Genomic DNA, 20,505 nt, shown 5'->3' with positions numbered 1-20,505 from the left:
GGTTGCGTGAATGAACGCGCCGCGGGCCCTGACGGGGTTGGTGGCGTGCAAGGTAAACTGGCCCCGTTCATCGAAGGTTACCCCACGCAGTCATGACGACCCGAGTCCTTACCGGCATCACCCCCTCCGGCACGCCCCACCTGGGCAACTACGTTGGCGCCATCCGTCCGGCGATCGCCGCCAGCCGTGCCCCGGGGATCGAGAGCTTCTTCTTCCTGGCCGACCTGCACAGCCTGATCAAGTCGCAGGACCCGCAGCGCACCCAGCGCGCGACCCTGGAGATCGCGGCCAGCTGGCTGGCCTGCGGCCTGGACCCGGAACACGTGTGGTTCTACCGCCAGAGCGACATCCGCGAGACCACCGAGCTGATGTGGTTCCTGACGGCCATTGCCAGCAAGGGCATCCTCAACCGCGCGCACGCCTACAAGGCGGCGGTGGACAAGAACCGCGAGGAAGGCGTGGACGAGGATGCGGGCGTCAGCGCCGGCCTGTTCATGTACCCGGTGCTGATGGCCGCCGACATCCTGATCTTCAAGGCCAACCAGGTGCCAGTGGGCCGCGACCAGATCCAGCACATCGAGATGGCGCGCGATTTCGCCCAGCGTTTCAACCACGTGTACGGCAAGGAGTACTTCCCGCTGCCGGACGTGGTGATCGACGAGCAGGTGGCAACGCTGGCCGGCCTCGACGGCCGCAAGATGAGCAAGAGCTACCACAACACCATTCCGCTGTTCGTGCCGCGCGAGGAGCTGAAGAAGCTGGTGTTCTCGATCCTCACCGATTCGCGCGCACCGGGCGAGCCGAAGGACACCGAGGGCTCGGCGCTGTTCCAGATGTACCAGGCGTTCGCCACCCCGGAGCAGACCGCCGAATTCGCCAAGGCGTTCGCGGCCGGCATCAGCTGGGGCGATGCCAAGCAGCAGCTGTTCGAGCGCATCGACAGCGAGCTTTCGCCGCTGCGCGAGCGCTACAACGCGCTGATGGCCGAGCCGGAAAAGATTGAAGCGCTGCTCAAGCGCCGTGGCCAGCAGCTGCGCGAGCAGCTGGCAGCCCCGCTGCTGGACGAGCTGCGCCATGCGGTGGGCCTGCGCGACCTGTCCAGCGCCGGCGACATCGCCAGCGAAGATGCCGGCGTGGCCCGCGTGGCACCGCCGCTGTTCAAGCAGTACCGCGAGAAGGACGGCCGCTTCTACTTCAAGCTGACCGCCGGTGACGGCACGCTGCTGATCCAGAGCGAAGGCTTCGATTCGCCGCGCGATGCGGGCCAGCTGATTGCGGTGATCAAGCAGGCCGAGCAGGGCGACCAGCTGCAGAGTGAGCTGTTCAAGCTGGAAGCCGAGGTGGATGCGGTGCTGGCTGCCCTGGCCGTGCTGCGCGAAGAATAAGGGGTAGTGCCGGCCGCTGGCCGGCAACTGCATAGAAGACGCCGGCCAGCGGCCGGCACTACCACAGCATTTGCATGGGGAATGCCGGCCAGCGGCCGGCACTACCGTGGCACAGCGCGCATGGCATGATGTCCGCGCGCCTCCGGCGCGATGACATGGAGTCTGCGATGGCCTGGTTGTCGCTGCTGCTGTTCCTGCCCTGGTTCCTGCTGCTGGGCAGCCTGTACTGGCTGTTCCCGCGCCAGCCGCGCACCGCGCGGCGGCGCCTGTTCGACGGCATCACCCTGCTGCTGGCCTTCGCCCTGAGCATCCTGTCGATGTTGTGGGGCTATCGCATTGGCATGGCGCAGCCCGGCGCCGGCCCGATCTGGCCGCAGGTGTTGGCCGTGCTGTACGCCTACGGTGCGTTCCTGGCGGTGCTGGTGCTGGCGTTGCTGCTGCGGCCGCGGTTCGCATTGCGCTGCGGCTGATCGGTAGTGCCGGCCGCTGGCCGGCAACTGCATTCACCAGGCTACCCCGAGGTTGCCGGCCAGCGGCCGGCACTACCCGACCAAAGCCGCATCGAACCCGGGCCGCCTGCGCGCCTACCATGGGTGTCTGTTCCCGATCCTGCCAGGTGCGTGCCGATGACCGCCGACCCCAGCATCCACACCATCGATACCGGCTTCCAGCGTCCGGATTTCGACGCGGCCTATCTGATCGTAGAAAACGGCCGCGCCGCGTTCGTCGACTGCGGCACCGGCCTTTCCGTGCCGGCGATGCTGCAGGCGCTGGCGGACGCTGGCCTGGGCGTGGAGGCGGTGGACTGGCTGCTGCTCACCCATGTGCACCTGGACCACGCCGGCGGCGCCGGCCTGCTGATGCAGCAGCTGCCGAACGCCAAGGCGGTGCTGCACCCGCGCGGTGCGCCGCACATGATCGACCCGACCCGGCTGATTGCCGGTGCCACAGCGGTGTACGGCGCCGAGGAAATCGCGCGCAGCTACGGCCGCATCGAGGCGATTCCGGAGACGCGCGTGGTGGTGGCCGAAGACGGGCACCGCATCGATCTGGCCGGGCGCGAGCTGGTGCTGTTGCACACGCCCGGGCATGCGCTGCACCACTACTGCGTGTGGGGCGCGCGCAGCCGCAGCTGGTTCACCGGCGATACGTTCGGCATCTCCTACCGCGAGCTGGACAGCGCGCAGGGTGCCTTCATCTTCCCCACCTCGTCGCCCGTGCAGTTCGATCCGGAGGCGATGAAAGCCTCGATCCGGCGCATGCTGGGCTACGCGCCGCAGGCGATGTACCTGACCCACTATGGCCGCGTCGAGCAGGTGCAGAAACTGGCCGACGACCTGTTCGAACAGATCGATGCGATGGCCACCATCGGCCGCCAGTGCGATGGACGCCCGGACCGTCGTCGCTGCCTGCTGGCCGCCTTGCAGGCGCTGTACCTGGAGCGCGCACAGCAGCATGGCTGCGCGCTGGACGAGGCGGCGGTGACCACCGTGCTGGCGATGGACATCGAGTTGAACGCGCAGGGCCTGGCCTGCTGGCTGGACCGCATCAAGTAGATCCACGCCATGCGTGGATGACACAGCCCCAAGCCTGCGCCGCGATGTCACGACCACGTTACACTCTGGTGACTTCCAAGCCTGCCGTGGTATTGCCGTGAATCCGATGCGCGTGTTGCTGCTGTCGTCCTGCCTGTTCGTGGGTGGCCTGGCCCAGGCGGCCAATGACCTGCCCGGCGGTGGCATCGATCCGCAGGCACTGTCGCGCCATGTGCGCGTGCTGGCGTCGGATGAGTTCGAGGGCCGCGCGCCGGCCACCGAAGGCGAAGAGCGCACGGTGCAGTACCTGATCGAGCAGTTCCGCAGCTACGGCCTGCAGCCGGGCGGCGTGGACGGCAGCTGGGTGCAGCCGGTGCCGCTGGTGCGCGCACAGCTGGACGGCCCGGCCAAGGCCAGCCTCTCGCTGAAGCAGGGCAAGCGCGCGCTGGCCAACGGCGTGGACGTGACCCTGCAGAGCCTGCAGCCGCGCAAGCGCGTGCAGATCAAGGATGCGCCGCTGGTGTTCGTCGGCTACGGCATCGACGCGCCGGAACGCCACTGGAACGACTACAAGGACGTGGACCTGCACGGCAAGATCGCGGTGGTGCTGATCAACGATGCCGATTTCGAGGCCGATGCGCCGGGCGCGTTCGATGGCAAGGCGGTGACCTACTACGGCCGCTGGACCTACAAGTTCGAGGAAGCCGCACGCCGTGGCGCCGAAGGCGTGCTGATCGTGCACGAGACCGCACCGGCCGCGTATGGCTGGGCCACGGTGAAGGGCTCGGGGACCTCGCCGCTGTTCGACATCGAGCGCGGCCAGGCCGAGGCGATGGCCCAGCACACGCCGCTGCGTGGCTGGATGCAGCGCGAACTGGCCGAGGCGATCTTCGCCGACGCCGGTCTCGATTTCGATGCCGAGAAGCGCAAGGCGATGCGCGCCGACTTCCGCCCGGTGGCGCTGGACAACGCCAAGCTGAGCGTGGATTTCGCGCTGAAGCGCGAGCAGGTGGTGACCCGCAACGTGGTGGCCAAGCTGCCCGGTGGCGAACATGCTGACGAGGCGGTGATCTTCTCCGCGCACTGGGATGCGTTCGGCATCGGCCAGCCCGACGCCAAGGGCGACCGCATCCGTCGTGGTGCGATCGACAACGCCACCGGCGTGGCTACTGTGCTGGAGCTGGGCCGCGTGTTCGCCGCCGGCCCGCAGCCGCAGCGCACGCTGTACTTCGTGGCGCTGACCGCCGAAGAGAAGGGCCTGCTGGGTGCCAGCTACTACGCTGCGCATCCGCTGGCGCCGTTGGACAAGACCGCCGCCGTACTGAACATCGAGATGTTCAGCCCGGATGGCCCGACCCGCGACATCGCTTCGTGGGGCAAGGGCCGGGTCTCGCTGGAAGGCGACCTGGAGCGCGTGGCCAAGGCCCGCGGCCGCAGCTACAGCCCGGACCCGAACCTGGAGGCGGGCTTCTTCTACCGCGCCGACCACTTCGCCTTCGCCCGCCTGGGCGTGCCGGCGATCACCATCGGCCCGGGCCTGGACAAGCTGGACGGCGGCGTGGAAGCCGGCCGCGCGCTGCGTGAGAAGTACTTCGCCGACTGCTACCACCAGGCCTGCGATGCCTGGACCCCGAGCTGGGACCCGAGCGGCCACGCCGCCGATACCCTGCTGGTCTACGACCTCGGTGCCGAGCTGGCCAACAGCCGCCGTTGGCCGACCTGGGAGAAGGAATCGGAGTTCCGCGGCGCGCGCGACAAGAGCGAAGCCGCCCGCCGTTGAGGTAGTGCCGGCCGCTGGCCGGCAACTCCACATCCTTTCCGAAGGCTCATGAGGTTGCCGGCCAGCGGCCGGCACTACCGGGTGTTTGCCTGCGCCGGCGGCTGCAAGTGCCGCCAGATGACACGCCTCCATCGCGCGCAGCGCGGGGTCTTTCGCGGCCTGATCGAAGCGCAGTCGACCAAGGTCGACTCTACTGCGCGGGTTCCACCCGCTTGATGTTGCACAGCGGCCACCGGCATTGCACCGGTGGCCGCGATCACTGCAGCGCCCTTACTTGCGGGTGCCGTCGAGCCAGTTCGGGCCCTTGTTGGTCAGGAAGAAGATGTAGACCACCAGCGAAACCGCAATGGTGGCGGTCACGTAGATGGCGAACCAGTCCACGTGGCCGGTCTTCAGCGCGCCCTGGTACAGCAGCGGGGCGGTACCGCCGAACAGCGAGTTGGCCAGTGCATAGCCCAGGCCCACGCCCAGTGCGCGCACGTGGGTGGGGAACAGTTCGGCCTTCACCACCGCGTTGATCGAGGTGTAGCCGGTGAGGATGACGAAGGCCATGGCCAGGGTCAGGAAGGCCAGGGTGGCGTCATGCTGGTGCGGCAGCTGGGTGATCAGGTACCAGCTGTACAGCACGCCGCCCACGCCGAAGAACACCAGCAGGGTCTTGCGGCCGATGATGTCCGACAGCCAGCCACCGACCGGCTGCAGCACCATCAGGAACGCCAGCACGCCCAGGTTGATCAGGGTGCCGGTCATCGGGTCGTTGCCGGCAAAGGCACTCTGGATCATCTTCGGGCCGTTCACCGAGTAGGTGTAGAAGGCCACGGTGCCACCGGCGGTGATCAGGAAGCACAGCAGCAGCGGCCGCCACTGGTGCACGAACAGCTCGTACATCGAGCCGGACTTCTGTGCCTTGCCTTCGCGTGCGGCTTCGATGGACGACTCCGACAGCGACTCGTCCATGCCCCGGCGCAGCCAGAACACCACCACTGCGGCAATACCGCCGATGCCGAAGGCGATGCGCCAGCCCCATTCGGAGATTTCCGGCTTGCCCCAGAAGGTCAGCATCAGCAGCAGGGTCAGCTGGGCCAGCACGTGGCCGCCGACCAGGGTGACGTAGTGGAACGAGGACAGGAAGCCGCGGCGGCCGGGAATGGCGGCCTCGGACATGTAGGTGGCGCTGGCGCCGTACTCGCCGCCGGTGGCGAAGCCCTGCAACAGGCGCGCGAACAGCAGGATGACCGCGGCCCAGATGCCGATGCTGGCCGCCGTCGGCGTGATGGCGATCAGGAACGAGCACAGTGCCATCAACGTGACCGAGACGGTCAGGGCCAGGCGGCGGCCGTGGCGGTCGGCGAAGCGGCCGAAGAACCAGGCACCGATCGGGCGCATCAGGAACGTGGCGGCGAAGATCGCCCACACGTACATGGTGGAGTTCTTGTCATCGGGCGAGAAGAACTGCGACTCGAAGTACACGGCGAACACCGAGTACACGTAGACGTCATACCACTCCACCAGGTTGCCGGCGGAGCCTTTGAGCGTGTTGGAGATCGACCGGCGCAGGGCGGCGCGGTCGTTCGCGGGTGCGGCAGGTTGGGACGTGGTGCTCATCTGGGTGTGGATCCTCGATGCGGCGCTTCCGTGCGGGAAATATCGGGTACCCGGCGCGCGAAGGGCGCCGCGGCCAGCCTCCTAGGTACTGCATCCCACGTCAACGCCAGGTGCCGGGAGGCGGGCAGGGCATGGGAACCGCACAGGGTGCAGCAGGCCTGCCTGCCGGACCATAACTAAATCGTCGTACGCGCGGCCGGAACTTCGCGGCGGCGGGCGGTGGCCGTCGGTCGCAAACCGGAGTGATTTCCGTCCGGTGAACGCTCTAGAATCGGTTCTCCCCCGCCTGCTGGTGCGTCATGTCGGCTCCTCTCTCTTCGTCTGCGGCTGCCCCACGGGGTGGCCTTGTTGCGCTGGCATTGCTGCTGGTCTACGTGGTCTGGGGCTCGACCTACCTGGGCATTGCCAAGGCCCTGCACGGCGGCGCGCTGCCGCTGACGATGGTCTCCGGCAGCCGCTTCATCATTGCCGGCGGGGTGATGTACCTGGCGCTGCGCCTGTTCTGGAAGCTGCCGAATCCGACCCTGCGGCAGTGGCGCAACCTGCTGGTCATGGGCGTGACCATGCTGGTGCTGGGCAATGGCATGGTGGTGCTGGCCGAGCGCGAGGTGTCCTCCGGCCTGGCCGCCACCGCCGTGGCTTCGGTGCCGCTGTGGATGGCGCTGTTCTCGGCACTGCGCGGCCAGCATGCCAGCCGCGGCGAGTGGCTGGGCATTGCCATCGGTTTCCTCGGCGTGGTCTGGCTCAACGCCGGCAGCAGCCTGACGGCATCGCCGACCGGGTTGGTGCTGCTGCTGATCGCGCCGGTCGGCTGGGCGTTCGGTTCGGTGTGGGCGCGCGGCCTGGACCTGCCCGGCCCGTTCATGACCGCGGCCGGCCAGATGATCTGCGGCGGCGTGCTGCTGGTGCTGATCGGCCTGGCGGTGGGCGAGCGCCCGACCACGCTGCCCGACACCAGCGGCGTGCTGGCGATGGCCTACCTGTGCGTGTTCGGCTCCATCGTCGCTTTCACTGCCTATGTGTGGCTGTTGCAGAACGTGCGCCCGGCGCTGGCCGGCAGCTATGCCTACGTCAATCCGGTGATCGCGGTGCTGCTGGGCGCGCTGCTCAACGCTGAGCGTTTTGGCTGGCGCGACCTGCTGGCGATGGTCGTGATTCTTCTGGGCGTGGTGGTATTGACGATGGCAAGGACGCGAAAGCAATGAGCATGGACGAGAAAGAACAACGCCGGGGCCTGCTGGTCACCGCGTCTACCTTCGTGATCTGGGGCCTGGTGCCGGTGTACTGGCACCTGCTCAATGAAGTGCCCTCGTTCCAGATCATTGCCCACCGCATCATCTGGAGCACGGTGATGGTGCTGGGCTGGCTGCTGATCAGCTCGCGCCTGGGCTGGTGGAAGAAGATTGCGGCGCAGCCGCGCGCGCTGCCGATCCTGCTGGCATCGAGCCTGACCATTGCCTTCAACTGGGGCCTGTACATCTGGGCGGTCAATGCCGGGCATGTGATCGAGACCAGCCTGGGCTACTTCATCAATCCGCTGGTGAACGTGCTGCTGGGCGTGCTGGTGCTGAAGGAGCGCCTGCGCCGCCTGCAGTGGGTGGCGGTGGCGATGGCGGCAGTGGGCGTGGCCTGGCTGACCATCGATGCCGGCACGCCGCCGTGGATCGCGCTGGGCCTGGCCTGTTCGTTCGGCCTGTACGGGCTGCTGCGCAAGCTGGTCTCGGTCGATCCGGTGGCCGGCCTGGGCGTGGAGAGCCTGTACCTGTTCCTGCCGGCGCTGGCCTTCGCGATCTGGGCCGAGAACGGCCACGGCGGTGCCTTCTTCCATGGCTGGGGCTGGCGCAACGACCTGCTGCTGATCTTCGGCGGCGCGGTCACTGCAGTACCGCTGATCGGCTTTGCCTACGGCGTGAAGCGTATTCCGCTGTCGCTGGTCGGCATCCTGCAGTACATCGCGCCGAGCCTGCAGCTGCTGCTGGGCGTGTTCTTCTTCCAGGAAGGATTCGATACCGGCAAGGCGATCGGTTTTGCGGCGATCTGGGCCGGCCTGATGCTGTTCGTCGGTGACAACATCCGCACGATGCGCGCCAAGCGGTAGCGACCCCGCTTCCCGCAAAAAAGAACGGCGCCCCGAGGGGCGCCGCTCTGCTTCCATCCACAGCCAGGAGAGAGATGGCTGTGGCGGGAACGCGGTTGCAGGCTTAGAAGCGCTGCTGGTACTTCATGTACATGAAACGACCGATGTCGAAGCCACCGAAGTAGGTGAAGCTGCTGTTCGGCTGGCTGTACATGATCGGGCCCTGGTGGTCGAAGACGTTGTTCACGCCCAGCGACACGGTGCCGTCCCACGGCAGGCTGTAACGCACCTGCAGGTCGTGGAAGGTGTTGGAACCCACCTTGCGGCTCGGCTGCGCATCGGTGTACGCCGAGACGAAACCAGCCATGTTGCAGTCCGGGCCGCCGCCCAGGTCATACGAGCAGGCTTCCTTCATGCCCGAGTAGTAGCGGGCGGTCCAGCCGATGCCCAGATCGCCATGCTGCCAATCCAGGTTGAAGGTCGAACGCACGCGGAAGTTGCCCTGCCAGCCGGTCCGCTGTTCCACCGGCGTGGTGGCGGCGTTGTCGTTGCGCTGCTCCAGGTAGTCGGTGTAGGTGGTGTTCCAGGTGGCGGCGAAGCGGCCGAACGAGGTTTCCGGCAGGCGGTAGCGCAGGCTGACGTCATAGCCGGCGGTTTCGCGGTAGCCGGCGTTGACCAGCGAGCGGTCCAGCGCGGTCACCTGGCCCAGCGTCTTGGCGCTGGTCGAACGGGTGAAGCGGGCACACGCCGAATCCACACCCTGCACGTAGCACTGGTTGAGGATGTCGGTTGCCGACTCACCGACGATCGCGTTGTTGATGCGGATCTTCCACCAGTCCAGGCTGACGTCCAGGCCCGGCACGAACTCGGGGCTGTAGACCAGGCCCACGGTCCAGGTCTTGGCGGTTTCCGGCTTCAGGTTCGGGTTGGAACCGGAGTCGAAGTCGGCGATGCCCTGCTGGCCCGGACGGTTGGCGACGTTGCCTTCCGACGCGGTCTGCTGGCGGAAGTTCGCCGGCACCTTCAGCGCCTGGCAGCGTGCGGCCACGGTGGCGCTGCTGGCGGCGATGCCGAACGAGGTATCGCACGGATCGGTGAACGAATCGCGGGTCTTGGCCCCGCCGCTGTACAGGTCGTCCACGGTCGGCGCACGGAAGCCGGTGCCGTAGGTGGCGCGCACCAGCAGGCTGTCGATCGGCTTCCACTTCAGGCCGAACTTGCTGTTGGTGGTCGAACCGAAGGTGTTGTAATCGGTGTAGCGACCGGCCAGGTCCAGCGACAGCTCACGCGCGAACGGCATGTCGGCCAGCAGCGGCACCTGCAGCTCCAGGTAGACCTCGTTGAGCGAATAGTCGCCGCGGGTCGGCTGGCCGGTGGTGCCGGTGATCTCGCCCTTCTGCACCATCAGGTCCGGGGTGTAGCTGGCCTCTTCGCTGCGGTGTTCGAAGCCCATCGCGGCCATCACGTCGCCGGCCGGCAGGGTGAACACCGAACCGGAGATGTTGGCGCTGGCAACCTTGGTGGTGCTCTTCATCTTGTCGACGAAGCGGGTGAACAGGTAGTCCTGCACGTCCTGGTTGCTCAGCGAGCCCGGGCCGGTGTAGCCCATCGGCGCCGCCGGGTTCCACGGCACGCAGCCGGCGATCACCGCACCCGGGGAGCCGCAGCGGGCCACGGTGCCGTCCATGAAGGACGGGCCGACCGCCAGGTTGACGTGCGGCTGGTACAGGCTGCCGGTACCGATCCGCTCGCCTTCATTGCGGTTGTACATGTAGCTGACGTTCCAGTCCCAGTAACGCGAACCGGTTTCGAAGCTGCCTTCCAGGCCGATGCTGGCACGCTTGGTGTCCAGGTTGTTCTCGGTCGCACGCGGCAGTTCTTCGGTGCGGTGCGAGAACAGCACGTCCTGGCCCCAGTGGTTGAACGCGCTGTCCTTGGACAGGGCCGCACGGCTGCCGTTGCGCGCCTGCGCGCTGGACACCGAGTACGGGTAACCGGCCAGGTGCTTGATCGACTCGCGCTTGCTGTACAGCGCGTCGGCCACGATGCGCAGGTCATCGTTGATCGAGAAGCCGCCGTTGGCGAACACCGAAGTGCGCTCCAGGCCGCTCAGCAGGCTCATGTTGGTCTTGGTGTTGGCGCCGTCGGCCGGATTGGGCGCATGGAAATTGCCCTTCTGGCCCGGGTCGCCGCCAGGACCCACGGTCAGCGCCTTGTCGTTGACGGTGACGGTGCCCCACTGCGTGGTCTGGTTCAGTGCCTTGATGTCATCGGCGTGGCGCGGGCCACCCGGGTAACGGCTGAACTCGCGCTCGCTGCCGAGGATCTCGTCTTCCTTGGTGCGCTCGGCACCGACGCTGAACCAGCCGCGGTCGAAGGTCTTGCCGAAGGTCGCGCTGTAGGAGCGCTTCTGGCCGTCGCCTTCACCGTACTGGCCGACGTAGACGCTGGCTTCGCCACCGTCGAAGTTCTTGCGGGTGATGATGTTGACCACGCCGGCGATGGCGTCCGAGCCGTACAGCGCGGAGGCGCCGTCGGTCAGTACTTCCACGCGCTCGACAATCGCCGACGGAATCGAGGCCAGGTCGGAATAACCGCCGGCGCTGACGCCCATGCGGCGGCCGTCGATCAGCACCAGGCTGCGTTCCGGGCCGAGGTTGCGCAGGCTGACGTACATGCCGCCGAAGTCGCGCGAGGAACTCAGCGACGAAGCGCGGCTCAGGGTCGGTGCGCCAGCCGCAGTGACATCCTGCAGGATGTCGGCGACGTTGACGTAGCCCTTCTTCTCGATCTCGGCGCGGCTGAGCGCGACGACCGGCTGTGCGGTTTCGACACTGGCCTGGCGGATGCGCGAGCCAGTGATCTCGATGCGGTCGAGGTTGGTCGGGGTATCGCCAGCGCTTTGTGCAAAGGCGGGGGTGGTGCAGCTGGCGACCAGCGCGATGACGATCGCGTTGCGCAGCGGAGTGGTTTTCAGGGACATCCGTGACATCTCGTGTTTCAGGAAAAACAAGCGCCCGTTCTGTGGGCGCGTGGGGTGCTGCAAACCAACGTGGGGGGCGCGATTCTAGAGTGTTTCCATTCGTAACTGTTTGTCTCTTCGCTGCCGGATCTGCGCGAAAATGAATCGCAACCAACAATCCACAGATGCGATGTGCGCAGCGTCACGCACGTTGCGTGCGCGATGGGCAGAGGCATCGATAGCGGCAATGTTGCGGCGATCTGTAGTGGCGCGTGTGCGCACGATTTCATCCAGGCATGGCGTGGATCTACTCGACCTCACATGCGATGCACCACATCAGTAGATCCACGCCATGCGTGGATGATGCGCAAAAGAAAAGGGACGGAGCCTTCGCTCCGTCCCCCTGCAGGATGCGCGTTGTATCGCTGCGTGGTGCTCAGGTTTCGCGCAGCGCCGTGGTGATCGGCAATCGCGCCGCGCGGAGCGCGGGGAACAGGCCGCCAACCAGGCCGATACCCAACGCCCACTTCAGGCCGGTCCACAGCAGTTCCGGCGACACGTGGAACTTGAACACCACCGCGCTGAAATTGCTGCCGATGGTGGACACGCTGTAGCCATTGAACAGCAGCCACGCCACTGCACACCCGAGCAGGCCACCGAGCAGCGCCAGCAGCATCGTCTCCAGCATCACCGCAGTCACCACCGGCAGGCCGCGGAAACCAATCGCACGCATGGTGGCGATCTCGCGCGCACGCGTGGCCACGGCGGCATACATGGTGTTGAGTGCGCCGAACACCGCACCCACCGCCATGATCGTGCCGATCACCTTGCCGAGGATGTCGATCAGCTTGGTCAGCCCGCCGCCCTGCTTGCTGTAGTAGACGCGGGTGGTTTCCACATCCAGTTTCAGGCGCGGGTCGGCGGCGACGGCGGCCTTGAACTGTTCGAAGCCGGCCTTGCCATCGGTACGTACGCTGATCGACTGCCAGGCACTGCGCTGATAGGTGGTGGCCAGCGTATCGGCGTCGGTCCACAGTTCCGAATCGTGCGCATCGCCGGTGGCGAACACGCCCACCACGGTCCAGGTCTGGTTGCCCAGCGTCAGTGTCTTGCCCACGTCCATATCGCGGAACTGGCCCTTGGCGCCCTGGCCGACCACGATTTCGCGCAGGCCGGTGGCGAATTTGCGGCCTTCGATGATCTTGACCTTGTCATGCACCGCCCAGGCCTGCGGGCCGACACCGCGGAACTGCGCGTTGACGTCGGTACCGTCGGACTTCGACACCAGGTTGACCACCTGCGACAGCTCCGGTGACAGCAGTGGCCGGCCCTGCGCATCACGGCTGATGCCGGGCAGGGTGGACAGCGTGGGCACCTGCTCGCGGGTGATCACCGAGTTGGTCTCGGCCTGCGAGCCGCCGCGCAGCACGATGGCGGTGGTGTCGTCGCCGGTGTTGTTGAGCGTGGCCTGGAAGCCTTCGCCCATCGCCAGCATCGCTACCAGCACGCCGACCACGCCGGCGATGCCGACCACGATCACCGAGGAGGCGCCCCAGCGCTGCGGCAGGCTGGCCACGCCGATGCGGGTGGCGGCCAGTGCCAGCCGGCCACCGCGGGTCAGCAGCAGCCACAGCGCCACCAGCACGGCCACGGCCAGCACGCCGATCCACGGCAGGCTGATCCACACCGCCAGGCCGATCACCAGAAGCAGCACGGTTACCGCGTTGCCCAGCCACTTCTTGAGTTTGCTCTTGAACATGTCGGTGTCCTCCTCAGCGGCCAGCCAATGCGTCGACGATCTTCAGGCGCTTGGCACGCAGCGCCGGCAGCAGGCCGACGATGATGCCGATCACCACGATCAGGCCCAGCCCCATCAGCCAGGTTGGCGTGGGCACGTGTGGCGGCAGCAGGCCCATGCTCTTCGGCCCGATCGCCGGCAGGATCAGTGCAGCCAGGCCCATGCCGATCAGGCCGCCCAGGCCGATCAACAGCACCGACTCGACCATCACCAGGGCCAGCACGGTGCTGTCCTTGAAGCCCAGCGTCTTCAGCGTGGCCAGCTCCGGAACGCGCTCGCGCACCGCCTGCGCCATGGTGTTGCCGGTCAACAGCAGCAGGGTGAAGAACACCGCGCCCATGATCGAGGTGACGATCATGCCGATGTCCGCGAACTGCTTGACGAAGGCCTGCTGGAATGCCGATTCGGTCTGGGTCTTGGTCTCGTGGTCGGAGTTGGCCGAGATCGCATCGATGGCCTGCGCCACCCGCGAGGAGTGGTCGGGGTTGTCCAGCGTCACCGTGTACCAGCTCACCTGGTTCTTGATGTAGTCGTTGGACTCATCGAAGTACTTCCAGTTCATCATCAACTGGCGTTCTTCATTGGCCGCCAGCGCACGGTCCTTGGAGCGATAGATGCCCTTCAGCTCCAGTGGCCAGTCGTTGCTGCCGCCGCGCGGGAAGATCGTCGCCTGCAGCGGGATGGTGTCACCGATCTTCCAGCCGAACTGCTTGGCCAGGGTTTCGCCGACGATGGCGCCGGTGCGGGTCTGCTTCCAGTCTTCCAGCTGCGCCGGGTCGATCTGCAGCTCGCGGTAGACATCGAAGTAGTTGGGCGACACCGAGAAGTTCGGGAAGAAGTTCTTCGGGTCCTGGTAGATGCCACCGAACCACATGCCATAGGCCACGTCGCGCACGCCGGCCACCTGGCGGATCTGGGTTTCCAGGCGGATCGGCAGCGACTGGGTGATCGACAGTCGCGAGGCCACCACCAGCCGGTTGGCGCCCTCCACGCTGCCCCCGGACGAGAACGCCACGCGCACCGAGTCGAGCATGCCGAACAGCAGGAACGCGGCCACCACCGACAACAGGGTCAGCAGGGTACGGGTGCGGCTGCGGAACAGCTGTGCCCACACCAACGAGAAGTATTTCATCGTCGTGGCCTCCGTCAGTGGGCCAGCGGCGCGTCGGCCAGCTCGCCCTTGTCCAGGTGCACCGTGTGCGTGGCGTACTCGGCGGCCTTCGGGTCATGGGTGACCATGATGATGGTCTTTCCGTGCTCGCGGTTGAGCTGCTGCAGCAGGCCCAGGATCTCTTCGGACGATTGGCGGTCGAGGTCGCCGGTGGGTTCGTCGCAGATCAGGAAGGTGGGGTCGGAGACGATCGCGCGGGCAATCGCCACGCGCTGTTGCTGGCCGCCGGACAGTTCATTCGGGCGGTGGCTGCGGCGGTCGGCCAGGCCGACCAGGGTCAGCGCGATCTCCGCATTGCGCTTGCGCTGCGCGGCGCTGAGGTGGGTCAACAGCAGCGGCAGCTCGACGTTCTTCTGCGCGGTCAGCATCGGCATCAGGTTGTAGAACTGGAACACGAAGCCGACGTGGTGGCTGCGCCAGGTCGACAGCTGGCCGCCGCTCATCTGGTCGATGCGCTCGCCTTCGATGCTGATCTCGCCGCCGCTGGGGTTGTCCAGGCCGCCGATCAGGTTGAGCAGGGTGGTCTTGCCCGAACCGGACGGGCCCATCAGCGCGACGAAGTCGCCGCGCGCGATGTCCAGGTCGATGCCGTGCAGCACCTGCACCTTCTCGGGGCCACGCTGGTAGGTCTTGGTGATGTTGCGCAGTGAAACCAGGGTCGACATGGGTGGTTCTCCACGGAAGGCGGGAAACGGGGCGGTGCGCCCGCGATGGCCGCGGGCGTGCGTCGAGCGGTGCTGCCGGCGGCGCGCGGGGGCGCCAGGCCGTTACTGCGCTTGTTTCTGTTGCACCTTGGCGCCGTCGCGCAGGGTGTCCGGTGGATTGACCACCACCGATTCGCCTGCGCTGACGCCCTTGAGGATCTGGCGGTCCTTGCCCATCGCCTGGCCGGCCTCGACCGTGCGCTGCTGCACGCGGCTGTCATCGCCCAGCACGAAGGCGACCGTGTTGCTTTCACGCTGCACCACCGCGCCGGCCGGCACACGCACGCCCTGCGGCTTGCTGGCGGCCTGCGGCTGCGCCTGCTCCAGGAAGCTGACCCGCACGCCCATCTCCGGCACGATGCGCGGGTCCTTCACCTTCAGCGCCACGCGCACCTTCACCGTGGCCTTGCCGCGGTCGGCGGTGGGAATGATGGCGATCACCTCGCCCGGAATCTTCCACTCCGGGTAGGCGTTGAGCGTGGCTTCCACCGGCATCTTCGGTTGCACGCGGCCGATGAAGGCCTCGCCGACTTCGACCTCGATCTCCAGCGAATCCATGTCGACGATGGTGCCGATGCCGGTACGGGTGAAGCCACCGCCGGCCGACAACGGCGAGACAATTTCGCCGGGCTGCGCCGCCTTGGCGGTGACCACCCCGGAGAACGGCGCGCGCACCACGTTGTTGTCCACGCCGAGGTCGGCAATGGCCAGCTGGTCGTGGGCGACCTTGACGTTGCGCTGTGCGGTATCCAGCTGCGCACGCAGGCTGTCGCGCTGGGCCACGGCCTGGTCGTACTGCGAGCGCGACACCAGCTGCTGGCCGACCAGCGCCTGCAGGCGGCTGGCTTCGGCGGCGGCCTGCTTCTGCTGTGCCTCCAGGCCGGCGACCTGGCTGCGCGCGGCCTGCAGCTGCGAGGCATACAGGCTGCGCTGCGCGTCGGCATCGATCGGGTCCAGCGTGGCCATGATCTGGCCCTGCTCCACGCGCATGCCTTCCTCGATCATCACCTCGCGGACCTTGCCGGTGATCTTGGCCGACACCGTGGCCATGCGCCGGGCCACCACGTAGCCGCTGGCGTCGAGCACCGAACTGCTGGCGCTGCCCTGCTGGATGGCCACCGCGGGCGCGGTTTCCACCTCTACGACCGGGGTGCGGCCGAACAGCGCGAAGGCGCCGGCGGCCAGCAGCAGCACGACCACGATGATCGCGATCCACAGCCAGCGGCGCCCGCCGCCACTGCCACCAGAGGCAGGCGGCGGCGATTTGCGGTCGATACGGAGTTCCTTCAACAGCTCGGCAGAAGCGTTCATTCGTTCCATCACAGGCGTTCGGGCGGGTGTGGCCGGAAGGGCAGACGACGGCGGTTCCGGCGGTGGAGCGTGCGGCACAGCATGAAGGCAAGCACAGCGATGACGGCAGTGACAGCTGTCATCTGATGTCACTGACGGCGGCAACTGCGAAACGTGACCACGGCGGCACAGGATGGCAACGTCCCCGCTACCGGTACCACGCAATGGATCTGATCTCCCCGTCGCTGGCCCGCCTGCAGCAGGTGCAGGTGCGTTACCGCGACCATACCGCCCTGCATGGCATCGACCTGCAGGTACGTGCTGGCCAGGTACTGGCATTGCTGGGCCGCAACGGTGCTGGCAAGAGTACCGCGATCAGCGTGTTGTTGGGCCTGCGCCGGGCCGATGCCGGCCAGGTCGAGTTGCTCGGCGGCGACCCGCAGCAGCGCGCCAGCCGCCTCGGCCTGGGCGTGATGCTGCAGAGCACCAGCCTGCCGCCGATGCTGCAGGTGGACGAGCTGGTGGCGCAGGCCAGCGCCTGCTATCCCGATCCCATGCCGTTGCAGGAGGTGCTGCGGCGTGCCGGCCTGCAGGCGCTGGCACGCCGCCGCTACGGCCAGCTGTCCGGTGGCCAGCAGCGTGCCGTGCAGTTTGCCATCGCGTTGTGTGGCCGCCCGCGTGTGCTGTTCCTGGACGAGCCGACCACCGGCCTGGACATCCAGGCGCGGCAGACCATGTGGCAGGCGATCCGGCAGCTGGTGGCCGAAGGCTGCGGCGTGCTGCTGACCACCCACTACCTGGAGGAAGCCGAGGCGCTGGCGCAGCAGGTGGTGGTGCTGGAACAGGGGAGGGTGCTGGCCGATGCGCCGCTGGCCGAACTGCGCCTGGCCGACCGGCCGCGACGCATCCGCTGCCGCAGCACCTTGCTTGCCGACGACGTGCAGCAGTGGCCCGGCGTGCAGCAGGTGCAGCGCGACGGAGAGCATCTGCAGCTGCTGGCGAGCCCGGCCGAACCGGTGGTGGCGCGACTGCTGGCCGCTGATGCACAGCTGCGTGAACTGGAAGTACAGGGCGCGGCACTGGCCGACGCTTTCCTCGACATGACCCGGGAGGCCGCATGAACACCCTGACCCCGACCACCCCTGCTGCGCGCCCGCGTTCTGCGTGGCGCCGCGCCGTGCGCCCCTACCGTGCGGAACTGCAGGCCGAACTGCGGCGCGCCTGGCGCACCCCGGCCTTCGCGGTGCCCTCGCTGCTGTTCCCGGTGCTGTTCTACCTGCTGTTCGGCGTGCTGCTGGGGCGTGGCCATGCGCCGCTGTACCTGCTGGCCACCTACTGCGTGTTCGGCGCGATGGCGCCGGCACTGTTCGGCTTCGGCGTGCAACTGGCGCTCGACCGCGAAGGCGGCCTGTTGACGCTCAAGCGCGCGCTGCCGATGCCGGCGGCGGCCCCGTTGCTGGCGCGGCTGATCATGGCGGTGCTGTTCGCCTTGCTGGTGGCCTCGTTGCTGATCGGCGTGGCGCGGGTACTGGGCGGCGTGCACCTGCAGCCGGCGCAGGTGCTGCAGCTGCTGGCGGTGGCGGGGCTGGCCGCGCTGCCGCTGGGCGCGATCGGCCTGCTGATCGGCAGCCATGTCAGCGCCAGTGCGGCGCCGGCGATGGTCAACCTGGTCTATCTGCCGCTGGCCCTGCTGTCAGGCCTGTGGCTGCCGTTGTCGGCGTTGCCCCAGGTGTTCTCGATGATGGCACCGCTGTGGCCGACCTGGCACTTGGCCCAGCTGGCGCTGCCGGTGGTCGGCCTGCCGTCGGTGGGCCGTCTTGCCGGTCATCTGCTGGTGCTGCTGGCGGTCACCGTCGTGGCGTTGTTGCTGGCGCGGCGCCGCCTGCGCCGGATCGGCTGAACTGGCATGATCGGCAGCGATCGTCCCCGCCTGGATCACCCCGTGTCGTCGAGCTGGCTTGCGTCCCTGCTGCGCCCTGCACCCGATTCCGCCGTGGCCGACAACCTGCGCCGCGGCAAGCCGGCCTGGGCCGATGCCATCCACCTGTTGTGGACGGTATGGGTGTTCATGACGCCGCTGTTTTCAGGCGGTTACACGCTGCGCTGGCTGTGGTTCACCCTGGCCAGCTACCCGCTGTTCCTGTTGTTGTATGCGCGCGTGCTGCTGTCGCCGCGTCACCACGCACTGCGCTATGCGCTGGCGATGACCGCACTGGCGATCGTACTGGTGCCCTGGTATCCCTCGGGCATCAGCTACTTCATCTTCGGTTGCGTGATGCTGCGGGTCTGCGGACGCGGCACCTGGTGGCGGTACCTGTTGCTGCTGGCCGTGCTCAATGCGGTGTTCTATGTGGTGGCCTACCTGGCGCACTACCCCTGGCAAAGCCTGGTCTGGGTGCCAGCGGTGACGCTCATCATTGGCCTGGTGGTGAACGTGGAGGCGGTGAACAAGGACAAGGATGCCGCGCTGCAGTTGTCGCAGGAGGAAGTGCGGCGATTGGCGACCACCGCCGAGCGCGAGCGCATTGGCCGCGACCTGCACGATCTGCTCGGCCACACGTTGTCACTGATCACGTTGAAGCTGGAACTGGCGCGCAAGCTGCACGACCGTGGCGATGCCCGTGCGCGGCAGGAGATCGGAGAGGCCGAGGACATCGCCCGCGAAGCGCTGGCACAGGTGCGCAGTGCGGTCACCGGCATCCGTGCCAGCGACCTGGCCGGCGAACTGGCCTCGGCGCGCCTGCTGCTGGAATGCCAGCAGGTGCACCTGCAGTACGCGCCTCCGCCGCCGATGCCGGTGGACGTGGAACGCGGCCTGGCGCTGGTGCTGCGCGAGGCGGCCACCAACATCGTGCGCCACGCACAGGCGACGCAGGCGCGGGTGGAATTCATGCTGGAAGGACGAATGCTGGCAATGCAGATTCGCGACGACGGGCGCGGCGGGGTACAGGCTGAAGGCAATGGGCTGTGCGGCATGCGTGAGCGTGTGGCGGCGCTGGGCGGGCAGCTGGCGGTGCAATCGGTGCGGGGCGACGGCACCGTGCTGACCGTGCGCGTGCCGTTGGTTGCGGCAACCGTACCGCTCCCCCCGGGAGCGCCGTCGTCGCTGGCGCAGGACGGTGCCGCATGATCCGCATCCTGCTGGCCGAAGACCAGGCGATGGTGCGCGGCGCGCTGTCGGCGCTGCTGGGCCTGGAACCGGATATCGACGTGCTGGGCAGCGCTGCCGACGGCGAGGCTGCCTGGCGCATGCTGCAGCAGCTGCAGCCGGACATCCTGGTCACCGACATCGAGATGCCGGGCCTGTCGGGGCTGGAGCTGGCGCAACGCATCGCGCGCCACGAACTGCCGATCAAGGTGGTGATCGTGACCACCTTCGCCCGTGCCGGTTTCCTGCGCCGCGCGCTGGAAGCGGGTGTCCTGGGCTACCTGTTGAAGGACGCACCGGCGGAGAACCTGGCCGATGCACTGCGCAAGGTGAAGCAGGGCATCCGCGCGATCGACCCGCAGTTGGCACTGGATGCGTGGTCGCAGGCCGACCCGCTGACCGACCGCGAGCGCCGCGTGCTGCGGCTGGCGGGCGAGGGCCGTACCGCCAGCGAGATTGCCGAGCAGCTGGGGCTGTCGCACGGCACGGTGCGCAATTACCTGTCCGAGTGCATCGGCAAGCTGGGCGTGGCCAATCGCATCGAGGCGTATCGGCTGGCGCGGCAGAAGGGATGGTTGTAGCGGATCATTCCCGCGACCGCGGAGGGGTGTCACTTTCTTTGCTCGTGCAAAGAAAGTAACCAAAGAAACACGCCGCCGGGCCGCGAGCCGGTGCTACGCACCGGTGCCCTGTGCTTCTCGGCGAATCAGGGGACGGCGCCGAACTCGCTGCGCTCAGACATCGGCGCCTCTGCGCCCCTGATTCCCCTGCGATGCTCGGCTCGCTAAAAGGCGGACCCAAGGTCAAATGCCACAGCTGCACCCAGTAGATCCACGCCATGCGTGGATGCCGTTGCCGTTGATCTTGACCTTCCAGTCCGCCTTCAAGCGAGCCGAGCACCGCAGGTCCGGCGAGGGCGAAGAAGTGCGGGTGTCCTGTAGAGCCGACTGTTAGTTGTGTAAACCCACCACGTTGTTCAGCGGGATTCTGGAAATAGGCGGTTGGCTGCCGATCCCCATGTGGGGTCGGTGCCAGTTGTAGTGATGCAGC

The 20,505-nt window shown here is 67.3% G+C and carries 16 protein-coding genes and 1 pseudogene; 10 read left to right on the top strand and 7 right to left on the bottom strand.

What is annotated here, in order from left to right; all coding sequences use genetic code 11:
• Window positions 1-92 precede the first annotated feature (92 nt).
• From ACMZPQ_RS09775 to ACMZPQ_RS09760, 4 genes are all read left to right on the top strand, one after another.
• On the top strand, window positions 93-1,385 hold the full coding sequence (locus ACMZPQ_RS09775) for a tryptophan--tRNA ligase (RefSeq protein ID WP_008265040.1): 1,293 nt from the start codon (window positions 93-95) through the stop codon (window positions 1,383-1,385).
• A gap of 167 nt (window positions 1,386-1,552) precedes the next feature.
• The gene (locus ACMZPQ_RS09770) at window positions 1,553-1,855 is read left to right on the top strand and encodes a hypothetical protein (protein WP_312646813.1); all 303 of its coding nucleotides are present in this window, start codon (window positions 1,553-1,555) and stop codon (window positions 1,853-1,855) included.
• A gap of 156 nt (window positions 1,856-2,011) precedes the next feature.
• Complete coding sequence (locus tag ACMZPQ_RS09765; protein WP_414485958.1) at window positions 2,012-2,941, top strand: MBL fold metallo-hydrolase; 930 nt, start codon at window positions 2,012-2,014, stop codon at window positions 2,939-2,941.
• Between the two features lie 106 nt (window positions 2,942-3,047).
• Entirely contained in the window at window positions 3,048-4,700 is a 1,653-nt protein-coding gene (locus ACMZPQ_RS09760) for a M28 family metallopeptidase (protein ID WP_312646814.1), read from the top strand.
• A 270-nt stretch (window positions 4,701-4,970) separates the two neighbouring features.
• Here the strand turns inward: ACMZPQ_RS09760 and ACMZPQ_RS09755 are convergent, their stop codons facing one another.
• A complete protein-coding gene (locus ACMZPQ_RS09755) occupies window positions 4,971-6,305 on the bottom strand; it encodes an MFS transporter (RefSeq protein WP_197583367.1) in 1,335 nt (444 codons plus the stop codon).
• A 299-nt stretch (window positions 6,306-6,604) separates the two neighbouring features.
• Between ACMZPQ_RS09755 and yedA the strand changes: the two genes are divergently transcribed.
• Complete coding sequence (yedA, locus tag ACMZPQ_RS09750) at window positions 6,605-7,510, top strand: drug/metabolite exporter YedA (protein WP_197583368.1); 906 nt, start codon at window positions 6,605-6,607, stop codon at window positions 7,508-7,510.
• On the top strand, window positions 7,507-8,403 hold the full coding sequence (gene rarD, locus ACMZPQ_RS09745) for an EamA family transporter RarD (RefSeq protein WP_197583369.1): 897 nt from the start codon (window positions 7,507-7,509) through the stop codon (window positions 8,401-8,403). Before yedA ends, rarD begins: the two co-directional genes overlap by 4 nt.
• Before the next feature lie 103 nt (window positions 8,404-8,506).
• On the opposite strand, the gene ACMZPQ_RS09740 is transcribed toward rarD, so the two are convergent.
• The 5 genes from ACMZPQ_RS09740 to ACMZPQ_RS09720 all read right to left on the bottom strand — a co-directional run bounded on the left by ACMZPQ_RS09740 (window position 8,507) and on the right by ACMZPQ_RS09720 (window position 16,328).
• Window positions 8,507-11,365: a TonB-dependent receptor domain-containing protein gene (locus ACMZPQ_RS09740; protein ID WP_197583370.1), complete on the bottom strand. Its 2,859-nt coding sequence runs from the start codon at window positions 11,363-11,365 to the stop codon at window positions 8,507-8,509.
• Between the two features lie 415 nt (window positions 11,366-11,780).
• Window positions 11,781-13,103 (bottom strand): ABC transporter permease, encoded by a 1,323-nt coding sequence (locus ACMZPQ_RS09735; RefSeq protein ID WP_197583371.1) that lies wholly within the window; start codon window positions 13,101-13,103, stop codon window positions 11,781-11,783.
• 13 nt (window positions 13,104-13,116) lie between these two features.
• Window positions 13,117-14,274, bottom strand: a complete 1,158-nt coding sequence (locus ACMZPQ_RS09730; protein WP_197583372.1) for an FtsX-like permease family protein — start codon at window positions 14,272-14,274, stop codon at window positions 13,117-13,119.
• Between the two features lie 14 nt (window positions 14,275-14,288).
• Window positions 14,289-14,978 (bottom strand): ABC transporter ATP-binding protein, encoded by a 690-nt coding sequence (locus ACMZPQ_RS09725; RefSeq protein WP_414485956.1) that lies wholly within the window; start codon window positions 14,976-14,978, stop codon window positions 14,289-14,291.
• A 102-nt stretch (window positions 14,979-15,080) separates the two neighbouring features.
• A complete protein-coding gene (locus tag ACMZPQ_RS09720; RefSeq protein ID WP_197583373.1) occupies window positions 15,081-16,328 on the bottom strand; it encodes an efflux RND transporter periplasmic adaptor subunit in 1,248 nt (415 codons plus the stop codon).
• Between the two features lie 203 nt (window positions 16,329-16,531).
• Between ACMZPQ_RS09720 and ACMZPQ_RS09715 the strand changes: the two genes are divergently transcribed.
• From ACMZPQ_RS09715 to ACMZPQ_RS09700, 4 genes are read left to right on the top strand one after another with little or no spacing between them, the layout of a single operon-like run.
• A complete protein-coding gene (locus ACMZPQ_RS09715; protein WP_197583374.1) occupies window positions 16,532-17,428 on the top strand; it encodes an ABC transporter ATP-binding protein in 897 nt (298 codons plus the stop codon).
• On the top strand, window positions 17,425-18,207 hold the full coding sequence (locus ACMZPQ_RS09710; protein ID WP_197583375.1) for an ABC transporter permease: 783 nt from the start codon (window positions 17,425-17,427) through the stop codon (window positions 18,205-18,207). The genes ACMZPQ_RS09715 and ACMZPQ_RS09710 overlap by 4 nt, the downstream gene beginning before the upstream one ends.
• 6 nt (window positions 18,208-18,213) lie before the next feature.
• Window positions 18,214-19,437 carry a sensor histidine kinase gene (locus ACMZPQ_RS09705; protein WP_414485955.1) on the top strand — a complete coding sequence of 408 codons (1,224 nt, stop codon included), beginning with the start codon at window positions 18,214-18,216 and terminating at the stop codon, window positions 19,435-19,437.
• A complete protein-coding gene (locus tag ACMZPQ_RS09700) occupies window positions 19,434-20,036 on the top strand; it encodes a response regulator transcription factor (protein WP_164136263.1) in 603 nt (200 codons plus the stop codon). Before ACMZPQ_RS09705 ends, ACMZPQ_RS09700 begins: the two co-directional genes overlap by 4 nt.
• A 369-nt stretch (window positions 20,037-20,405) precedes the next feature.
• On the opposite strand, the pseudogene ACMZPQ_RS09695 reads toward ACMZPQ_RS09700, so the two are convergent.
• A pseudogene (locus tag ACMZPQ_RS09695) lies at window positions 20,406-20,505 on the bottom strand (IS481 family transposase); the annotation flags it as partial.

The sequence above is a fragment of the Stenotrophomonas maltophilia genome, from assembly GCF_047497515.2.
Lineage (GTDB): Bacteria > Pseudomonadota > Gammaproteobacteria > Xanthomonadales > Xanthomonadaceae > Stenotrophomonas.
Note: the sequence above shows the minus strand (reverse complement) of the source record. Positions and strands in the feature narration are given on the sequence as shown.